A 19,326-nucleotide genomic window follows, 5' to 3' on the forward strand; every position below is an offset into this window, starting at 1 on the left:
TCTAAAACTCTCCCCATTTATAGCCGATGCCCCATAATGTTTTGATATATTGAGGAGACGATGGATCATCTTCAATCTTTTCTCTCAGCCGTCTCATATGTACATTAATGATGTTTTGGTCGCCAAAGTACTCCTCATTCCATACGGAACGATAGATTTGTTCTTTCGTAAACACCTTTTTAGGATTTGCTGCAAATAGTGTCAGCAGCTGCCATTCGGTTGACGTCAGCTGAAGCGGTTCGCCGTTTTTCAGAACGGATACATTGTCTATATCGATCGTAAGCTGGTGAACACGAATCACCTGATGTTCAGCCGGTTCACTCGACGAATATTGCGTCGCCCTCCGTATCGCTGCTTTGACTCTGGCTGTCAGTTCAATCATCGAAAACGGTTTGGCGATATAATCATCCGCCCCGAATCCCAACCCCAGTGCTTTATCAACATCTCCGTCTTTTGCTGAAATCATTAAAACAGGAATCTTGCTTTTTTCCCGAATGATTTTTAAAACATCCATTCCATTCAGCTCCGGAAGCATAATATCAAGCAGAATGAGGTCGTACGCCTGCTCTTGAAACCTCCGAATGCCCTCTTCACCGTCGAAAGCATGCACGATTTCAAAGCCTTCTTTTGTTAAATAATGGTCCACCATTTCACTGATGGAATGGTCATCCTCCACAAGCAATATGCGCTGCATCCTCTCACCTAACCTTTTTCATAGTCAAAAAAAACACACATGTCATTACGCTTATTGTAATTGAAAAACATGTGTGTTTTACAAAATTTATTCTTTTTTTCCTGTTTTCAGCTTTTACCTGCAGCCGCTCAGCTCAGTTTTTCTCCTTTACTTGTTCATATGTTTTTGGATAAAATCCAAAAGCGTATTTCCTTGTGCGGTAAGAATGATGCCCTTCCCGCTGCATGCCGGGCAAGGTTTGCCTTCTATTTCTCCGGCTCTTTCACAATGCGGACAAGCAACCTCCAGATCATCAGTTGCGATCACCATTTGAATTCCTCCTTTCCCATTGATTAAACATGGACCACCAGCCTTCTTCCATTGGCCGTCACCTCCTTTAAGAAACACAAAAACCCCCGTCTTATCAAAGGACGAGGGTCTCGCGGTACCACCTTTATTAACAGCTAAAAAGCCATTCGCTCATCAGTACAGAAAACGTCAGTTTCGATACTCCTCTCTTGGTAACGGGGAGAGCATCCCGGCATTGTCTACTATCTATTCAGCAAAGCAATTCAGAAGCCCATTCGGCATCAGGGGAGGATCGGTTCACACCTGCCACCGACTCTCTGAACCCCGCTCACTGATGCTTACTTGCTCTTCCTCACAATTGTTAATCCGTTCTTTCGTTTGTAAAATTTATAATACTCCGTCAATTTACAGAAGTCAATTCTTAATCCAATTTAGATTCGCCAAGTGCTTCCAGAGCCATATTTACGTGCTCCTCCTGCTGTGTCTGAAGAGCGAACTTGGCAATTTCCAGCGGATACGCCGCCTTCATCTCTGAGATGTGATCCTGCATTTTTGACCATACACGGCCGCCTGCTTGATCATAGCATTCAAGCAAACGGGCTGTTTCTTTTTCTCCGAAAATCATGTGGTAAAAGACAAAATCCTTGGCTGGATCGGCGACTTTCGCTTCTGTCCAATCCAGAAGGCCTGTGACGTGTTCATTTTGATCAATAAGGATATGCGGCGGATGGAGATCGCCGTGTATCAGCGCGGAGAAACCGGGCCAGTATGCATCATCATTGATCCACGTTTGCCATCTTTCCCAAAGCTGCTTAGATACGCCAAACTTATTCTTCACATCAGCCATAGATTCAGCTGTCATTTTCCTGAAATCTTCTGGCATCACCACTTCTATTCCGGATTGGCCGGCAGATGTTTGATTCATGCCATGCAATTCTGCCAGTATTTCGGCAAGTGTATGAACAAAATCGTCTGACGGCGGCTGATGATTCATATTCCATACATATTGTTTCTGTTCCAAATCAATTCCAGCAGCAGGCGTTCCGCTAAGCTTCGGGTAAGCGATCAATTCCGGCGTATGAATTTTCCAATCCGGCACATCAGCTGTGAGGTTCGCGCGGAGAAAGGCAAGCGTTCTGCCTTCTGAAGCTGCTCTTTCAACAACATCGCTTCGCCGCGGTTTTCGCAGTACCCATGGCATACCTGTATCATCCTCGGCAAATACAACTTGAAAATCCATTCCCATTTCATTCAATTGAGCGTTATCAGAGTGAACCGTCAAACATTGATTGCGTGCAAGCGCGACAATCTCAGTGATTAGCTGCCTTTCGTTCGGGTTTGTCATCTCTTTTCCCCTTTCTCATATTCCGCCTGTCGTTAGAGAGAAGGGATGTTTTTAAGGAACAAAAAAAGAGGGCAGCATCGCCACCCTCTTTTCATTACAATATTAGGGTACATACATAGGCAGATTCATCCCGATTCCCCGCATCCAGGCGAGTGTCGTTCACTATTGAATTCGTGTTAATCGGAATCTATTGAATGCCATGTCGGAACCCCTCCGTTCATTGTAGTTGATCTCCATTTTACATCATATTCCAGTTTTGATCTACTATAAAAAATGAATCAAGTCACAGGCGCGGGGTTAAACAAACACAAATCATTATGAAGGCCCCAATGGTCCGCCCATGTTTGTTTCCTGCCGCTCGCTACATCTAAGACCATCCGAAAAATCTCCCAGCCGACTTCTTCGATACTGGCCTCTCCGGTAGCAATTCGCCCGGCATTGATATCGATTAAATCCGCCCAATGCTCTGTTAATGAATGGCGTGTAGATACTTTCAGCACCGGCGCAGCAGCCAATCCATACGGTGTTCCTCTGCCTGTCGTAAAGACCTGCAGATTCATGCCTGCCGCCAGCTGAAGGGTTCCGCACACAAAGTCGCTTGCCGGCGTCGCTGCAAACAGCAAACCCTTTTTCTCCGCCTTCTCCCCAGGCCCGAGCACACCGGAAATGGGGCTTGTGCCTGACTTTGCTACCGATCCTAACGCTTTTTCCACCACATTGGATAAACCGCCTTTTTTATTGCCAGGTGACGGATTGGCGCTTCTGTCTGCTTCCCCCCGCCTCAGATAGCTGTCATACCACTTCATCTCATCGATCAGCGAACGTCCGACCTCTTCGCTGACAGCTCGCGGCGTTAATAAGTGAATCGCATCCCGCACCTCAGTCACTTCAGAAAACAAGACCGTTGCGCCTGCCCGAACCAATAAATCAGCCGCATATCCCACTGCCGGATTCGCCGTCACGCCGGAAAAGGCATCACTGCCGCCGCATTGAAGGCCAATTACCAGATCAGAAACAGGGCAGGTTACACGGACTCTGCTATTGAGTCTGATTAACCGCTCCTCCGCCATTTCCATCATCGATTGAATCATATTCGCAAAGCCTTGATGATCTTGAAGTGAAATGATGTGATCTTTTTTCTCAGGTGCAATCCGTGCCGGGAGGAGCTTTTCACAGCCTAATCCGACCACCATCACTTCTCCGCCGAAGTTCGGATGCTTTGCCAGATTTTGAATCGTGCGGATGGGAATCACGGCGTCTGGGGCATTGATGGCCACGCCGCATCCATATTGATGATGAAGCGGCACGACATCATCGACATTTGGATATTTCGGAAGAAGCTCTTCTTTTATCCGTTTTACCGCATAATCCAGCACGCCGACGACACATTGAACACTTGTGGTGATACCGAGAATATTTTTTGTTCCCGCACTGCTGTCAGCATTTCGATATCCTTCAAACGTATAGCCTTCAAGAGGCGGCAGCGGTTCAGGCACTTTGTTTGCGATAGGAAGGTCCTGGAGTTCCGGAGGGGCGGGCATTCTCACCAAAGCTTCCCGCACCCAGCTTCCGCGTTTGATCGGCTGATCTGCAAATCCGATCACTTCTCCATAACGCACGATGGCATCCCCCTGATTCAAATCGGTTAGGGCCACTTTATGGCCTTGAGGAACATCTTCTTCAAGCATCAGCCCGCATGGAAAAACAGTGCCCTTTTTCAGTCCGCCGTCATTTACAATAATCGCCGTGTTATCTTTTACATTCACTTTAATGTAAAGAGGCGCTTGATTCTGTCTGAGGTTCATCACCATAGGAATATCACTCCTCAACATTGTAAACGCTTTCCGATTTTGATTTAAAAAAAGCCGCAAATCCCAATTTCAAACTGCGGCTGTCATAACAATTATGTTTCGTCTATCCCATTCAAAATTTTGTCACGGACAAATTTCAAATGCTCATACATGTGGTAATGAGCCTGGTAAGGATCTCTTTTGGCAAGGGCGTCGTAGATTTTTTTGTGGTATTCAACCGTAACATCCCTTTCCCTGTACGGAATCTGGCTGTCGATTTTCGCATGTGTGATCAGCAAAGATTGAATCATTCCTTCAACAACGGGATTATTAGCGCTTAATGCAATAATTCGGTGAAATTCTTTATCTGCTTCTCCATAATTGTTGTCAGTGCTGCTGGCGATGTCGTCGATTGTTTTCTGTAAACGCTCAAGCTCTTCTTCATTTATCTTTTCCGCGGCAATCGTCACCAGCCCGAGTTCTAACGCCATCCGCGCTTCAATAATGGCCGGAAGATTATCAGTCGCCAAAGCAAGCATGACGGAAAAAGGCTGCATCCCGATTTTGTCATTGAAATACGTGCCGCCGCGGGTTTTTCTCGTGATAACGCCCAGCGTCTCTAGTGAGCTAAGCGCTTCGCGAAGCACCGGTCTGCTGACATGTAAGATATCCATTAGCTCCATTTCTGTCGGCAATTTGTCTCCGGCCTTTAATTGTCCGCTTGACAGTAAATGGACAATCCGTTCAATGACCTGCTTAGCTAATGTTTTCCGATTGACTGTATCCACCTTCAGATCTTCTAAACCTTCGTACACGAACAACTCTCCCTTCAGTTGTTCAATTGTAAGACAAAATGTTCGTTATGACAATATTTAGAATAAAACTTATCGCACCAGACACGGGCGCTTGCGGTCAAACTCCCAATTGCTGATCAGAAACTGCATAGGGATTGCATCGTTCCGTGCGCCTAAATTCATTTTTCGATAGAGATCATGCGCTTTTTCCACTTGTTCCATATCAATTTCAATGCCAAGCCCAGGCTTATCAGGCACCTTCACACAGCCATCAGCAATTTCTAAAGGCTGTTTGGTTAAACGCTGTCCGTCCTGCCAGATCCAATGGGTATCAATCGCCGTGATGCGTCCCGGAGCTGCGGCCGCGACATGGGTAAACATGGCAAGGGAGATGTCAAAATGATTATTGGAGTGCGAGCCCCACGTCAGCCCCCAATCATGGCACATCTGTGCAACCCGCACCGAACCCTGCATCGTCCAGAAATGGGGATCAGCCAGCGGAATATCGACCGCGTGCAGCTGAATCGCGTGCCCCATTTCCCGCCAGTCAGTCGCAATCATATTTGTCGCGGTCGGCAGGCCTGTCGCGCGGCGGAACTCAGCAATCACTTCACGTGCGGAATAACCGTTTTCCGCCCCGCACGGATCTTCGGCATAAGCAAGTACATCATGCTTTCCTCTGCATAATGTAACAGCTTCTTCTAGCGGCCAAGCTCCGTTCGGATCAAGGGTAATTCTCGCCTCAGGAAAACGTTTTGATAACGCGGTGACGGCTTCCATTTCTTCCTCGCCCCGCAATACGCCGCCTTTCAGCTTGAAATCTTGGAAGCCGTAGCGCTCTTGTGCCGCTTCTGCAAGACGTACAACGGCCTCAGGAGTCAGCGCTTCCTCATGGCGGAGGCGGAACCACTCGCAATCTGACTGCTGATTGCTTTGATACGGCAATGTCGTCCGCTTTCGGTCACCAATGTAAAATAGATAACCGAGCATCTTGACTTCATCCCGCTGCTGTCCTTCTCCAAGCAAAGCCGCAACCGGTTCATTGAGAAATTTGCCGAGCACATCTAACAAAGCGGCTTCCAAGGCTGTGACCACATGCACCGCAGTGCGCAAATCAAATGTCTGGATTCCGCGGCCTCCCCTGTCCTGGTCCCCAAACTGCTTTCTGACTGTTTGCAAAATCGACTGGTACGCGCCGATCGATTTTCCGACAACAAGCGGCTCTGCAAGCTCCAGTGTGCGGCGGATCGCTTCCCCGCCCGGCACCTCGCCGACACCCTGATTCCCGCTGCTGTCCGTTAAGACGACAAGATTTCGGGTAAAAAACGGGCTGTGGGCGCCGCTTAAATTCAGCAGCATACTGTCATGACCCGCGACTGGAATTACTCTCATTTCAGTAATTGATGGAATATTCGATCTTTTTTCTTTTTGAACCTGTTCCTGTATTGGTGAACTCATCTGTCATCCTCCTTTGATAAAGCGCTTTCATAAGTATTAGACAGGTAGTGATTGATCGGGGTCTTGCTCTTGTTTCTTTAGTACGACTCGTTTGATCGGCCCGACCAGCAGCAAATAGCTGAGGACTGCTGCAATCGCATTAGCGCCGACAAAAACGAGGGCGCCATTAAAAGATCCTGTGGCATTCACGATGTAGCCGATAATAATCGGAGTCGTAATCGAGGCGATGTTTCCGAATGTGTTGAACAAACCGCCGCTTAATCCCGCACACTCTTTTGGCGACGTGTCCGACACGACAGCCCAGCCCAAGGCGCCAAAGCCTTTTCCGAAGAACGCGAGTGACATGATTACAACGACGAGCCACGCTGAATCTGTATAGTTGCAGATAATCATGCTGCAAGACAGCAGCATGCCGACAATGATCGGTCCTTTTCTCGCGAAGGTGAGAGAACGGCCTTTTTTCAGTAAAAAATCAGACACGATGCCTCCAAGCACGCCGCCCGCAAATCCGCACAGCGCCGGGAGGGAAGCCACAAACCCCGCTTCAAGAATGGACATTCCGCGGGCCTGAACCAAATATACCGGAAACCATGTGAGAAAGAAATAGGTGAGAGTCGTAATGCAATATTGCGCGATGTACACGCCAATCAGCATGCGGTTGGTTAATAACTGTTTGATATACGGCCATTTTGATTCTTTTTCCTGCTTGCTTTGACTGTCATCCATTGAAATCAGCCCGCCACCTTCTTCAATGTACGCAAGCTCGGCTTTGTTGACCTTCGGATGTTTTTTCGGTTCATATACCGTTTTTAACCAGATAAAAGCCAGTAGGATTCCCGCGGCCCCCATCACTACGAAGACGGAATGCCAGCCAAAAGAGTGGGTGAGCCAGCCCATTAAAGGAGAAAAAATGACGATTGCGAAGTATTGAGCTGAGTTAAAAAAGGCTGAAGCTGTACCGCGTTCGGAGCTCGGGAACCAGGAAGCAACCACTCTGCCGTTTCCGGGAAATGAAGGCGCCTCAGAAAGCCCGACTAAAAAGCGCAGCGCAAACAGCAGGATAATCGCTGTGCCAGCGGTAAAAAATCCAATCGCCCCTTGCAGCAGCGTAAAAAATGACCAGAAAAAGATGCTTAACGCAATAACCGTTTTTGATCCAAATCGATCCAGCAGCCAGCCTCCGGGAAGCTGTCCGATGACATAGGCCCAGCCGAATGCAGAAAAAACATACCCCATGGCAACCGAATCCAGTCCAAGGTCATGCTGGACGGAATCACCTGTAATCGAAAGCGTCGCACGATCTGCGTAGTTAATAGACGTCACAAGAAACAGCATAAATACGATGAACCAGCGTACAGATGTTTTTTTGCCCGCCGGCGAAACATTCGCATGGTCTTTTTTCATAATATCTTCTCCTTTGTCAAAGTAGAGAATCATATGCTGGCTGGTGATAAGGCTTGGAAAGAGACAAGCGCCTCTTTCCAGCACCTTTACTGCTTCACAAATACGGTTTTGATCGCCGTGAAGAAGTCCTTCGCGGCCTCACCCTGTTCGCGGGAGTGGGAGCTTGATTGCTTCATGCCGCCAAATGGCGCCTGAAGCTCAACCCCTGCGCTTTCCGCGTTGACCCTGACAAGCCCGGCTTCAATCTCATCAACGAATGAAAGCATACGGCCGATGTTTTGCGTAAAAATAGATGCACTTAATCCGAACTTCACATCATTGGAGATGTCTAAAGCCTCCTCCATCGTGTCCACCTTTGACAGAGCGATGACCGGTCCGAAAATTTCCTCCTGGGCAATCGTCATGTCAGATGTCACGTTGTCAAAAATGGCAGGCTGCACATAATATCCGTTTTGATACTTTCCATCCTCCAGCTTTTCTCCTCCGATCAAAAGAGAAGCGCCTTCCTGCTTGCCTTTTTCAATATACGATAGACAGTTATCAAGCTGATTTTTGCTTGCGATCGGTCCCATCCAAACGTTTTCTTTCAAGCTGTCTCCGATCGTGATCTCCTTTGTGCGCTGCAGCAGTTTTTCTTTAAAGCGGTCGTAAATTCCGCTTTGGACAATGACACGGCTCGTTGCGGTGCACTTCTGGCCCGTTGAACGGAAAGCGCCTGTCACCACGGCTTCCGCTGCCGCTTCAAGATCAGCATCATCCGCTACGATCACCGGGTTTTTCCCGCCCATTTCAAGCTGATATTTGGCGCCTCTCGCTAAAGCGGCTTGCCCGATGATTTTCCCAACCTGATTCGAACCCGTGAACGTAATGGCATTGACCCCGTCATGTTCTGCAATACCTTGGCCGACAACTGACCCTTGGCCAGTCACCAAATTGATGACTCCCGCCGGAAATCCCGCTTCTTCAAAACAAGCGATGATCTTCGCACATGTAACGGCAGTTTCTGTTGCGGGTTTGATGACAACAGTATTGCCGTACACCAGTGCCGGCGCCATTTTCCAAATCGGGATCGCTATCGGGAAGTTCCACGGCGAAATCACGCCGACGACACCAAGCGGGACACGAGTTGTAAACATCAGTGCGTCTTTGTCAGTAGACGGAATAACATCGCCTGTTTTGCGCATGCCCTCGCCGGCGTAATAGCGAAGAATCGCAATGCCGCGAGCGGTTTCTCCTTTTGCTTCCGGCAGGGTTTTTCCCATTTCACGCGTCGCACATGCGGCGATGTCCTCTAAGCGCTGCTCCATGATATCAGCGGTTTTATACAGCAGTTGGCCCCGTTCTGCACCCGTCAGCTTTCTCCATCCCGTTTTTGCCTCATTAGCGGCGGCGACGGCCCGGTCCACATCATCAGCCGTTGATCTCTGCACATAGCCGACGATGTCGTTCACATCGGCAGGATTTTCCGATTTGATCATATCGCCTGATTGAGCTTTGACCCACTCTCCATTAATAAAATTGAGATATGTGTTTTTTTCCGTGATTACAGACATGCCCATTGCCCCTTTCATGCTTTTTATGTTTATCAAACCGTCGCGGCCTTCTTCGGGAAACGATCCGCCGCTTGCTTCAAAATGGCTTCTAATTCCTGATAGTGTTCTTTTTCAACCGGCCCGACAGGCGGTCTGGCTGTATTTCTCACATTCATCCCCATAATCTCCATTCCGGCTTTGATCAAGGACACCGCGTACCCTTTCCGTTGCTTCCGGATGTCGTTGATCGGCAGAATGACATGCTGATAGAGCTCCTTCACTGCATCGTTGTTTCCGTTTTTCAAAGCTTCATAAAACATCCGAGAAATATGCGGAATATAATTCGAAATGGCTGAAGAATAAGAGTGGAAACCGATTGGCAGGTAGGACGGCATCGTCACTTCAGCCATCGGCATTCCGTTAAGCCATCCCAAGCGGTCACCGATTGTATAGGCGAGGTTGATATTCAAATCCATGTTCCCCACCCCGTCTTTCACACCAACAAGCTGTTCAAGCTCCGTCAGCCGCTTGATCTGTTCAAGAGAAAATACGGCATTGTCGCGCTGATATAGAATGGCATTCAAGTCTGTGCTTTCAATAATCGTTTTGGCGTACTGATACAGCCCCTCCTGTTCGCCATGCACCAAATACGGAGGAAGGATCAAATAGCCGTCAGCGCCTTTTTTCTCCGATATACGCGCCCAATCAAGCGCGGTGCTGAGATTGCCGCCCACTCCCGTATAGACCGGGACCTTTCCTCCCGCAGCCGAAACCGCGACTTCGACCATGTTTTCGTATTCTTTCTGGCTAAGGGACTGGAATTCCCCTGACCCGCAGGCGATAAAAATCGCTTCCAAGCCTTCTTCGAGCAAAAACTCGATATTTTGAAACAGAGCTTCTTCCTCCAGCTTTCCTTGTGTATTAAAAGGCGCAACCGGAAAACCTAAAATCCCTTCAGGTGCTTTTCTTATACGGCTCATGTACAAAACCTCCTGTCATTTGTGTAAACAGCTCATTTGAAAGCGCTTTAAAATCATGTGGTTGCATATCCTCTCCTTTCAACATATCCTTTTGTTTAATTGTAAGACAAATAAACAATAAGTCAATAACTTTATTTTCAGACTTTTCACAAAAACGCTGAAAGCCTCCGTTTTTCCGCATAAAAAAACAGCCGCTGCTAGCCGGCTGTTTTTTCACATACTTCTTTCTTTCATCGTTTCGTTCAAAAGCTTCGCTTCCAAAAAAAATACGTGTATAAATTTTTTCATATTCACTCTGGCAGGTGCGAGGGGTTTTGCCTCTTTGGATTGAATTTCTTTCATTTTTTGGCTGACGACCGGAAAATCAAAGAATTTTGATGCGTAGGTTTCGAATTTAGGATTCGAAAAATCAGTTGTGCCCAATGAGGCAAAATGGTCCAGCGAATGAATAATGGCTCTGCGGATTCGCTGTTCCGAGGCTTTCACTTCGCGGTTGATTTCCGTTTGTGATGCCGCAGCTCCAAGCTTTCGTTCCGCTACTTGTGTGAAGATTTGTTTTAAAGAAGGGATATTTTTTTCGTAAGGCTCAGATTGTTCATGCTCAGTTAAATACTGAAGGACCGCCATCATATCATGAGCGCCGCCTTCCCCCATCATACCGAGCTCGGATAGCAAAAATGTTCCCGCTTCTTTTAAGCTGTTGTCATTTTTATACTGAGACCGTGCTTTCCGTTCGGTTCGGTTGACCAGCCGGCTTAAAGAGTTTTGGATATCTCCGATCGAGTTTTCAAGCTCGATTCGTTCCTTCACCTTTTGCAGAACAGTCACAATTTCAATACGGTTAATTGGTTTATGAATAAAATATTCAATGCCGAGAGAATACGCTTCTCCGACCATTTCTTTAGCTTCCACTTGTGAGATCATAACGATTTTCCCGGAATAAGAGTCCTTGATCCGGCGTATGGTCTCAATTCCGTCCCGCCCGGGCATTAATAAATCGATTAACAAAATATCAATCTGCTTAAATTGCAATATATGCCCTTCCACTTGGCTTCCGTCTTCCGCTTCACCCGCAGCCTCTCCAAGGTCCTCATCCTCTATGATCTGCCTTAAAATCGACCGCACCGCGCGGTCATCATCAGCGATAAAAAAACGCATATTATCCGTTCATCCTTTCTGAATCAAATGTCTGGCAGGCAGCCTGATGGTAAAGACCACTCCTTGCTGCTGGTTGTGAAACTTGATGTCTCCCTCAAGCTCTGTCACGATTTCCTTGACGTAGGAAAGCCCAATTCCGGTTGAGGGCGTGCCAAACTTGTCATACGTTGAGGTAAAGCCCGGATCAAACACAATATCTCCTATTTTCTCCGAAATGCCGGGACCATTGTCTTCCACCTGAAATTCTATCATACTCTCATCTGGCTTACGGAGCCTCAGGCTGACCGTTCCCTCATCCCCCATCGCCTCCACCGCGTTTGCCGTCAAATTATTAATGATAGAAAGAACAATAAATACATGATAATCGTCATGCTCGCCCTCTATTGAACAATGAAAATTGATCTGTTTGCCCAATGATTCAGCGTACTTTTCATTCATTCGAATGACAAGCCGGAAAAGGTCCGAGGCATTCATATAATCTTTAAAACTTTCATTAGAAATCAGTTTCGAAAGCCCGGCATATATCCTCTGGTTGTCCTTTTTCACTTCATGAATTTCCCCTGCCAGCCTTAAAATCCTGCCGCCGAGCTGATCGTCCTTGCCCTTCACTTCCCGGTAGAGCTGATAGGATTCATTTGTCACGTGCTCTGTCGTTTTCAGCGTCTTTTTTAAATGCACTGTTTCTTCATATAAATTCGACACAATCATCAGCATGTGCTCATTTTGCCGCCTTGTCTGCTTTTCTCTGGACTGCGTTTCATACAGCTTCAGCACGTTAAAAAAGCTGATGACAATAAATGTATGAGAAATCGCAACGACCGCGATATCCGTTATTTTCTCAGGCGTCACCACCGTATGAAAAATAAGAAACTGAACGGCCAGCTCGACGCTATCGGAAGCAATTTCAATCATAAATCCATAAAAACCGAGCATTACCGGCCGATCACGATAGCGGTTCGCCTGCAACACATAAAACAGACATGCAAACGTCATGTAAAAGAAAAAGCCGGACGCTTGATCATACAGGATTGGAATCAGCCCTGCGTGTCTTCCGTCCCATAATTCCAATAAAACACGAAATACGAAAACCGATGTTCCAGTCAAAAATCCCGGCAATACAGCGGACACATGCCGCAGCAGCACTAAGAAAAAGAAAAAAGCCGGCGCGCCGAAGCTGATTCGGAACTCTTCATTGAGGGGATAAAATTTCAGTTCGCCTGCAAGCGGCACAGTAACGAGCATAAGCGCCATTATATATGCGTCTTTCTCAAAAAAACGTTCCAGTTTGATTATGATCACATCCTCATTTTTTATTTTGAGGAAAGGACAAAAAACCTGCAAATTTCTTTCGACCCAGTATGTAAGCTTTTTATAAAACCAACGGCTTATTTTCAAAAAATTTTTGTCGTATTTTGTATGATTCTGTAGTCTCCATTATACAGTTATGATACCTTTCCGCATTCTTGAAAGCGTTTAACGCCTCGCCTGTCTTCGATTTTACTCCGCCTCAGTCCCCAATAGCAAAAACAGATAGGAGGAATTTGATGAAAGAACTGATAAAAGAACGCCCGGAAGAAAAGAATTCGGCGTCACAGCTGTATGAATGGGTAGAACATTACCGCCCCTTTGCCGCCAATGGACAAAGCGCAAATTATATCCCCGCGTTAGGAAAAGTTAATGACTCACAGCTCGGCATTTGTATATTGGAGCCTAATGGAGCAATGATACATGCCGGCGATTGGAACGTCCCTTTTACCCTGCAAAGCATTTCAAAAGTCATCAGCTTTATCGCTGCGTGCATGAGCCGCGGCATTCCCTATGTGCTTGACCGCGTCGATGTCGAGCCGACAGGTGACGCCTTTAATTCAATTATCCGTCTTGAAATGCACAAGCCCGGAAAACCGTTTAACCCTATGATTAACGCTGGCGCCATTACAATCGCCTCGCTTCTTCCGGGAGAGACAGCCCGCGATAGGCTGGAGTATCTGTACTCTGTCATTGAAACATTAATAGGGAAACGGCCCAGAATACATGAGGAAGTTTTCCGGTCTGAATGGGAAACCGCCCACCGTAACAGAGCACTGGCTTACTACTTAAAAGAGACAAACTTTTTAGAAGCCGATGTGGAAGAAACGCTGGAGGTTTACCTGAAGCAATGCGCTATGGAAGGCACGACAGAAGACATTGCATTGATCGGCCTGATCCTTGCTCATGACGGTTATCACCCGATTCACCGCCAGCAGGTGATTCCAAAGGATGTGGCAAAGCTCGCCAAGGCTTTAATGCTGACATGCGGCATGTATAACGCCTCCGGAAAATATGCGGCGTTTGTCGGGGTACCGGCCAAAAGCGGTGTCTCCGGCGGCATCATGGCGCTGGTTCCTCCAAGCGCCAGAAGAGAGCAGCCTTTCCAAAACGGATGCGGCATCGGCATTTACGGGCCTGCCATTGATGAATACGGCAACAGCCTGACTGGCGGCATGCTGCTGAAGCACATCGCGCAGGAGTGGGAACTCAGCATTTTTTAAAATAAAAAACGAGGTGATTGTATGCAGCAATTCCTGGAACATATCGTCGGTTTCGCTAATGATTTTTTGTGGTCAAAGCTATTAATTGTATTGCTTCTTTCTTTGGGAATCTATTTTACGTTCAGGCTCAAATTTTTGCAGGTTCGCATGCTGAAGGAAATGGTCAGGGTATTAAAGGAAGGCGCTGCATCCCGGTCGAAAAACAGCATCTCTCCGTTTCAAGCATTTTGTATCAGCATGGCAGCCCGTGTCGGCACCGGAAACATTACGGGTATTGCCATTGCGATTGCGCTGGGCGGGCCCGGTGCGATTTTCTGGATGTGGATTATTGCCATTATCGGGTCAGCGTCAAGCTTTGTCGAAAGTACACTGGCTCAAATTTATAAGGTGAAAGATGCAAACGGCTTCCGCGGCGGTCCTGCTTATTATATGGAAAAAGGACTGAACAAAAGATGGATGGGCGCCTTGTTCGCCGTTTTAATCACGCTGTCGTTCGGTATCGTCTTTAACTCGGTTCAATCAAATACGGTCAGTCTCGCGTTTGAAAACGCGTTCGGCACAAACCGCCTGACACTTGGACTCATTTTAATTGCTGTGTTTGGAACGATTATCTTTGGCGGAGTCAAACGCATCGCAAAACTGGCTGAATATATTGTTGTTGTTTTGGCTGTCCTGTATATCGGAGTCGCTTTTTTCGTGATTCTCACAAACATCACCCAGCTGCCTGCCGTTTTTGCGCTTATTGTCAAAAACGCGTTTGGATTTGACCAGGCGGCCGGCGGCGCTTTGGGAGCGGCTTTAATGCAAGGTGTCAGACGGGGGATTTTTTCAAACGAAGCGGGAATGGGAAGCGCACCGAATGCCGCTGCCACCGCGACGACAAGCCATCCTGTAAAACAAGGGCTGATCCAGGCATTTGGTGTGCTTACTGATACGCTGGTCATTTGTACAAGCACGGCCTTTATCATCCTGTTTTCAGACGCCTATCATACACCGGGACTGAGCGGAATCGCATTAACTCAAGCCTCTCTCAGCTCCCATATCGGACCATGGGCGTCAGGCTTTCTCGCCATCCTGATCCTCTTATTTGGATTCTGTGCCTTGATCGGCAACTATTATTATGGCGAAACCAATATCGGCTTTTTGAACAAAAGCAAAAAACTGATCTTCGTTTACCGCATCGGCGTGCTTGCAATGATCGTGTTTGGCTGTGTAGCCAAGGTGCAACTTGTATGGGATTTGGCCGATTTGTTTATGGGCTTGATGGTCGTCGTCAACTTAATCGCCATTTTCTTATTGTCGAAGGTGGTTTTTGCGGCTCTCAAGGACTACACCCGGCAGAAAAAAGCGGGCAAAGATCCCGTTTTTTATAAAAATGTCATAAAAGATCATGAGCGGATTGAATGCTGGGAGCTTTCAGAAACATCTGCTGATCCTCATAACAAACAAATATCATAACGCAGAAGGTGTTCAGATCAATGGAATCTGAACACCTTTTATCTTTCGGTTGATTGACAAACATCAAGACGTCCTTTACCATTTTCATATCTTTTCAAAAAATCAGAAAGAAGGAACGGAACAGCCTATGAATCCAATTCAGCATCTATTAGATACATACCCGCTTATCGTGTTAGACGGCGCGATGGCAACCGAGCTTGAACGCAAAGGCTGCGACTTGAATGACAGTCTCTGGTCGGCAAAAATTCTGATGGAGCAGCCAGACCTGATTAAACAAGTTCATACTGATTATTTTGCGGCAGGCGCCGACTGTGCGATCACCGCCAGCTATCAGTCTACGTTTGAAGGCTTTGCCGCACGCGGGCTCAGCGAAGCGGAAGCCCGCCGGCTTATCCAGATGTCCGTCAGCATCGCGGCCGAAGCCCGTGATGAATTTTGGGCACAGAAAGAAAACCGTTTGAATCGGCCAAAACCGATCGTTGCGGCCTCTGTCGGCCCGTATGGCGCCTATCTTGCGGATGGCTCTGAGTATCGCGGAAACTACGGAATCTCTGAGGATGAGCTGGCTGAATTTCACCGCCCCCGTATGAAAGCCCTGATTGACGCCGGTGCGGATGTTTTGGCATGTGAAACGATTCCATGTCTTACTGAGGCAAAAGCAATTGTCCGTCTGCTGAAGGAATTTCCTGAAACATATGCATGGTTCAGCTTCAGCGCGAAAGACGGTCTGCATATCAGTGACGGAACCCCTGCCGCTGAATGCGCGTCATGGCTTGATCAGCACAGCCAAGCGGCGGCGGTCGGGATCAACTGCACTCCGCTTCAGCATATCCCTTCATTGATTGCTGAGCTAAAGAAGAACACTTCTAAACCGATTATCGTCTATCCGAATTCAGGCGAACAGTATGATCCGGACACCAAAACGTGGAACGGCGCAGCATGCGGCGAGCCTTACGGACAAAGCGCCCGCATCTGGTATGAAAACGGAGCAAAGCTGATTGGCGGCTGCTGCCGGACAAAACCGGAGGATATTAAAGAAATCGCCGGCTGGGCCCGGACTTTAAAAACCACTTGACTTATCGGAATAGTTTGTATATTCTAACCTAAAAGCCGGCTTGCCGGAATCTCGTGTCACCCGCTGACATGAGATTTTTTATTAGGAAGCCATCAAATCGCCGTATAGAAAGTTGGAAAAAGATGAAATCCGCTCACAACAAGAATGAGACAAACTTTCAGAGAAGTATGAAAAGCAGACACCTCTTTATGCTTTCATTAGGAGGCGTCATCGGAACCGGTCTGTTCTTAAGTTCAGGCTATACCATACAGCAAGCAGGCCCTGCCGGAACCATCCTTGCGTACTTAGTCGGCGCGGGAATTGTCTATTTGGTCATGCTGTGCCTTGGCGAATTGTCTGTAGCCATGCCAGTGACAGGCGCGTTTCATACCTATGCAGCAACATACATAGGGCCGGGCACAGGTTTTACGGTCGCCTGGCTGTACTGGCTCACATGGGCCGTTGCATTGGGATCTGAGTTCACAGCGGCAGGCCTGCTAATGCAGCGCTGGTTCCCCGATACGTCTGTTTGGATGTGGAGCGCCGTTTTTGCTTTGTTGATTTTCTTGCTCAACGCGTTTTCAGTCAAGTTTTTCGCTGAATCAGAGTTTTGGTTTTCCAGCATTAAAGTATTAGCCATTGTATTATTTATTCTTTTAGGCGGCGCCGCTATGTTCGGCATCATCCCGATCAAAGACGGGGGCGCTGCTCCGATGCTGTCAAACTTCACAGCGGAAGGCGGGCTCTTTCCGAATGGATTTGTCCCCATTTTCATGACCATGCTGTCTGTCAACTTTGCCTTCTCGGGAACTGAGCTGATCGGAATTGCCGCGGGTGAAAGCGTCGATCCCGACAAGACCATACCAAAAGCGATTAAAACAACGGTCTGGCGCCTCTCACTCTTTTTTATCGGAACCATTTTTGTACTCTCAGGGCTGATTCCGATTCAAGAAGCGGGCGTTATCAAAAGCCCATTCGTTGCAGTCTTTGACAGAGTCGGTGTACCATACGCAGCTGACATCATGAACTTTGTCATTCTGACAGCCATCCTGTCAGCCGCTAATTCCGGACTTTACGCTTCGTCCCGTATGCTTTGGTCACTGTCAAAAGAACAGACGCTTCACCCAACATTTGCAAAGCTGACATCAAAGGGAATCCCGCTAAACGCGCTGGTGTTCAGCATGATTGGCGGCATCCTGTCATTACTGTCCAGCGTATTTGCGCCAGACACGGTGTACGTTATACTCGTGTCGATTTCCGGCTTTGCCGTCGTTGTCGTTTGGATGGGCATCGCCGCTTCTCAATTCATGTTCAGAAAACGTTATCTGGAAGCGGGAAACAAGGTCACGGATTTGAAATACCGAACGCCTTGGTACCCATTTGTGCCGATTGCCGCATTTCTTTTATGTCTGGCATCCGTAATTGGCATTGCCTTTGATCCAAATCAAAGAATCGCGTTATATTGCGGTGTGCCGTTTATGGCCATCTGCTATGCGGTGTATTACGCGAAAAAACGCAAAAGCCGTCCGGCCGCTGATATGACCCATTCAAAATAAAAGAACCTGCCCCAAGGCAGGTTCTTTTTCTATCCTCATACTTCCACTGTCCAATGAAACGGGTCTTTCACTTTTCCAAGCTGAATGTCAGTTATCGTTTGATACAGCTTTTTTGAGATTTCTCCTATTTGCCTGTCGTTCACAATCACCGTTCTTCCATGAATATTGAGTTCGCCGACAGGCGTAACAACCGCAGCCGTACCTGTGCCGAATACCTCTGTCAATTCCCCTCGTGCGGAGGCTGCATAAATATCATCGATCGATATCTTTTCTTCCCGGACCGGGATGCCCCAGCTTCTGATCAGCTCAATAGCAGAAGCTCGTGTAATCCCGCTCAAAATGCTTCCGCTTAATGCAGGAGTCACAACTTCTCCATTTATGACGAAAAAGATATTCATGCTCCCTACTTCTTCCGCGTATTTCTTTTCAATGGCATCCAGCCATAGCACCTGATCATAGCCTAATTCATTCGCCTTCTGCTGCGCCTGAAGACTCGCCGCGTAATTTCCTGACGTCTTGGCATTTCCGACTCCGCCATTAACTGCCCGCACAAACTCATCTTCCACATAGATGTTAATCGGCTGCAGCTGATCGCCATAGTAAGAGCCGACAGGCGAAAGCACGATCATAAATGTATAGTTTTTTGACGCCTTTACACCGAGACTCGGTTCAGTGGCAATAACAAACGGACGAATATACAGCGACGTTCCCTTTTCCCTCGGAACCCACTCTTTTTCCAGCTCGACCAATTGCGTCAGTGCCTCCAGCACCAGCTCTTCGTCTACAGGAGGCATACTCATTCGCTGACATGATCTGTTCAGCCTTTTAATATTTTGCTCCGGCCTGAACAGCAGCACCCTGCCATCTTCAGTTCTGTATGCTTTCAAACCTTCAAAAACAGCCTGGCCGTAATGGAAAACAGAAGAGGACGGATCGAGCATAATCGGTGCATAAGGAGTAAGTCTTGGACGATGCCAGCCCTTTTCCTCCTCATAATCCATCACAAACATATAATCTGTAAAGTATTTGCCGAACCCTAAGGATGAAGGGTCTGGTTTTTCCTTCTTTGATGTGATTTTCTCTCGTTCAATAAGCTTGTTCACTGATAAGCACACCTTTCTAGATGAATTTGTTTAAATTTTCTGTCAATTTTGAGCTGCAAATCGGTAATGCCTTTCTTTTTTACAGGCGGTTTTCCGTTCTCATTTGATATAAGAGGGCTCAAATATAAATGTCAGAATATTCTTTATCGTCTTCGGCTATTATACACTACATTTAGTGTAAGAT

General features: G+C 47.4%; 16 protein-coding genes and 1 other annotated feature. Of the genes, 4 read left to right on the forward strand and 12 right to left on the reverse strand.

Going from position 1 to position 19,326, the window contains the following annotated elements:
• Nucleotide 1 precedes the first annotated feature (1 nt).
• The 11 genes from DIC78_RS08735 to glnK form a co-directional block, all read right to left on the reverse strand.
• Nucleotides 2-682, reverse strand: coding sequence for a response regulator transcription factor (locus tag DIC78_RS08735; RefSeq protein ID WP_081638226.1), 681 nt, complete (start codon nucleotides 680-682; stop codon nucleotides 2-4).
• A gap of 159 nt (nucleotides 683-841) precedes the next feature.
• The gene (locus DIC78_RS08740; RefSeq protein WP_127696075.1) at nucleotides 842-1,003 is read right to left on the reverse strand and encodes an anti-TRAP regulator; all 162 of its coding nucleotides are present in this window, start codon (nucleotides 1,001-1,003) and stop codon (nucleotides 842-844) included.
• A gap of 94 nt (nucleotides 1,004-1,097) precedes the next feature.
• Nucleotides 1,098-1,347 (reverse strand) — a binding site (T-box leader).
• A 56-nt stretch (nucleotides 1,348-1,403) separates the two neighbouring features.
• Complete coding sequence (gene mphK / locus DIC78_RS08745; protein ID WP_127696077.1) at nucleotides 1,404-2,327, reverse strand: macrolide 2'-phosphotransferase MphK; 924 nt, start codon at nucleotides 2,325-2,327, stop codon at nucleotides 1,404-1,406.
• Nucleotides 2,328-2,605: 278 nt separating this feature from the next.
• Nucleotides 2,606-4,138: a galactarate dehydratase gene (gene garD / locus DIC78_RS08750; protein ID WP_127696079.1), complete on the reverse strand. Its 1,533-nt coding sequence runs from the start codon at nucleotides 4,136-4,138 to the stop codon at nucleotides 2,606-2,608.
• A gap of 92 nt (nucleotides 4,139-4,230) precedes the next feature.
• Nucleotides 4,231-4,932, reverse strand: a complete 702-nt coding sequence (locus tag DIC78_RS08755) for a FadR/GntR family transcriptional regulator (RefSeq protein WP_044162091.1) — start codon at nucleotides 4,930-4,932, stop codon at nucleotides 4,231-4,233.
• Nucleotides 4,933-5,001: 69 nt separating this feature from the next.
• Nucleotides 5,002-6,369, reverse strand: coding sequence for a glucarate dehydratase (gene gudD, locus DIC78_RS08760; RefSeq protein WP_127696081.1), 1,368 nt, complete (start codon nucleotides 6,367-6,369; stop codon nucleotides 5,002-5,004).
• A gap of 36 nt (nucleotides 6,370-6,405) precedes the next feature.
• Nucleotides 6,406-7,773, reverse strand: coding sequence for a glucarate transporter GudP (gene gudP, locus DIC78_RS08765; RefSeq protein WP_105991809.1), 1,368 nt, complete (start codon nucleotides 7,771-7,773; stop codon nucleotides 6,406-6,408).
• 86 nt (nucleotides 7,774-7,859) lie between these two features.
• A complete protein-coding gene (gucD, locus tag DIC78_RS08770; protein ID WP_127696083.1) occupies nucleotides 7,860-9,326 on the reverse strand; it encodes an alpha-ketoglutaric semialdehyde dehydrogenase GucD in 1,467 nt (488 codons plus the stop codon).
• A 32-nt stretch (nucleotides 9,327-9,358) separates the two neighbouring features.
• Complete coding sequence (gene kdgD, locus DIC78_RS08775; protein WP_095714492.1) at nucleotides 9,359-10,285, reverse strand: 5-dehydro-4-deoxyglucarate dehydratase; 927 nt, start codon at nucleotides 10,283-10,285, stop codon at nucleotides 9,359-9,361.
• Nucleotides 10,286-10,498: 213 nt separating this feature from the next.
• Complete coding sequence (gene glnL, locus DIC78_RS08785; RefSeq protein ID WP_024120083.1) at nucleotides 10,499-11,443, reverse strand: glutamine utilization two-component system response regulator GlnL; 945 nt, start codon at nucleotides 11,441-11,443, stop codon at nucleotides 10,499-10,501.
• Nucleotides 11,444-11,452: 9 nt separating this feature from the next.
• The gene (gene glnK / locus DIC78_RS08790; protein WP_101865339.1) at nucleotides 11,453-12,685 is read right to left on the reverse strand and encodes a two-component system sensor histidine kinase GlnK; all 1,233 of its coding nucleotides are present in this window, start codon (nucleotides 12,683-12,685) and stop codon (nucleotides 11,453-11,455) included.
• Nucleotides 12,686-12,987: 302 nt separating this feature from the next.
• Between glnK and DIC78_RS08795 the strand changes: the two genes are divergently transcribed.
• The 4 genes from DIC78_RS08795 to mmuP all read left to right on the forward strand — a co-directional run bounded on the left by DIC78_RS08795 (nucleotide 12,988) and on the right by mmuP (nucleotide 18,039).
• Nucleotides 12,988-13,971 (forward strand): glutaminase, encoded by a 984-nt coding sequence (locus tag DIC78_RS08795; RefSeq protein WP_127696085.1) that lies wholly within the window; start codon nucleotides 12,988-12,990, stop codon nucleotides 13,969-13,971.
• A 21-nt stretch (nucleotides 13,972-13,992) separates the two neighbouring features.
• Nucleotides 13,993-15,429: an alanine/glycine:cation symporter family protein gene (locus tag DIC78_RS08800; RefSeq protein ID WP_106021190.1), complete on the forward strand. Its 1,437-nt coding sequence runs from the start codon at nucleotides 13,993-13,995 to the stop codon at nucleotides 15,427-15,429.
• A gap of 127 nt (nucleotides 15,430-15,556) precedes the next feature.
• Entirely contained in the window at nucleotides 15,557-16,504 is a 948-nt protein-coding gene (gene mmuM, locus DIC78_RS08805; protein WP_127696087.1) for a homocysteine S-methyltransferase, read from the forward strand.
• A 122-nt stretch (nucleotides 16,505-16,626) separates the two neighbouring features.
• Nucleotides 16,627-18,039: an S-methylmethionine permease gene (mmuP, locus tag DIC78_RS08810; RefSeq protein WP_106021188.1), complete on the forward strand. Its 1,413-nt coding sequence runs from the start codon at nucleotides 16,627-16,629 to the stop codon at nucleotides 18,037-18,039.
• 35 nt (nucleotides 18,040-18,074) lie between these two features.
• Here the strand turns inward: mmuP and DIC78_RS08815 are convergent, their stop codons facing one another.
• The gene (locus tag DIC78_RS08815) at nucleotides 18,075-19,142 is read right to left on the reverse strand and encodes a branched-chain amino acid aminotransferase (protein WP_024120077.1); all 1,068 of its coding nucleotides are present in this window, start codon (nucleotides 19,140-19,142) and stop codon (nucleotides 18,075-18,077) included.
• Nucleotides 19,143-19,326: the final 184 nt, after the last annotated feature.

The sequence above is a fragment of the Bacillus halotolerans genome, assembly GCF_004006435.1.
GTDB classification, from domain to species: Bacteria; Bacillota; Bacilli; order Bacillales; family Bacillaceae; genus Bacillus; species Bacillus halotolerans.

Bases quoted from the DNA above. Each gene is read 5' to 3' on its own strand.
- garD (WP_127696079.1), bottom strand. From the start codon at position 4,138: ATGGTGATGAACCTCAGACAGAATCAAGCGCCTCTTTACATTAAAGTG.
- glnK (WP_101865339.1), bottom strand. From the start codon at position 12,685: ATGCTCGTTACTGTGCCGCTTGCAGGCGAACTGAAATTTTATCCCCTC.
- DIC78_RS08800 (WP_106021190.1), top strand. From the start codon at position 13,993: ATGCAGCAATTCCTGGAACATATCGTCGGTTTCGCTAATGATTTTTTG.
- gucD (WP_127696083.1), bottom strand. From the start codon at position 9,326: ATGTCTGTAATCACGGAAAAAAACACATATCTCAATTTTATTAATGGA.
- mmuM (WP_127696087.1), top strand. From the start codon at position 15,557: ATGAATCCAATTCAGCATCTATTAGATACATACCCGCTTATCGTGTTA.
- DIC78_RS08740 (WP_127696075.1), bottom strand. From the start codon at position 1,003: ATGGTGATCGCAACTGATGATCTGGAGGTTGCTTGTCCGCATTGTGAA.
- gudP (WP_105991809.1), bottom strand. From the start codon at position 7,773: ATGAAAAAAGACCATGCGAATGTTTCGCCGGCGGGCAAAAAAACATCT.
- kdgD (WP_095714492.1), bottom strand. From the start codon at position 10,285: ATGAGCCGTATAAGAAAAGCACCTGAAGGGATTTTAGGTTTTCCGGTT.
- DIC78_RS08795 (WP_127696085.1), top strand. From the start codon at position 12,988: ATGAAAGAACTGATAAAAGAACGCCCGGAAGAAAAGAATTCGGCGTCA.
- mphK (WP_127696077.1), bottom strand. From the start codon at position 2,327: ATGACAAACCCGAACGAAAGGCAGCTAATCACTGAGATTGTCGCGCTT.
- gudD (WP_127696081.1), bottom strand. From the start codon at position 6,369: ATGAGTTCACCAATACAGGAACAGGTTCAAAAAGAAAAAAGATCGAAT.
- mmuP (WP_106021188.1), top strand. From the start codon at position 16,627: ATGAAATCCGCTCACAACAAGAATGAGACAAACTTTCAGAGAAGTATG.
- glnL (WP_024120083.1), bottom strand. From the start codon at position 11,443: ATGCGTTTTTTTATCGCTGATGATGACCGCGCGGTGCGGTCGATTTTA.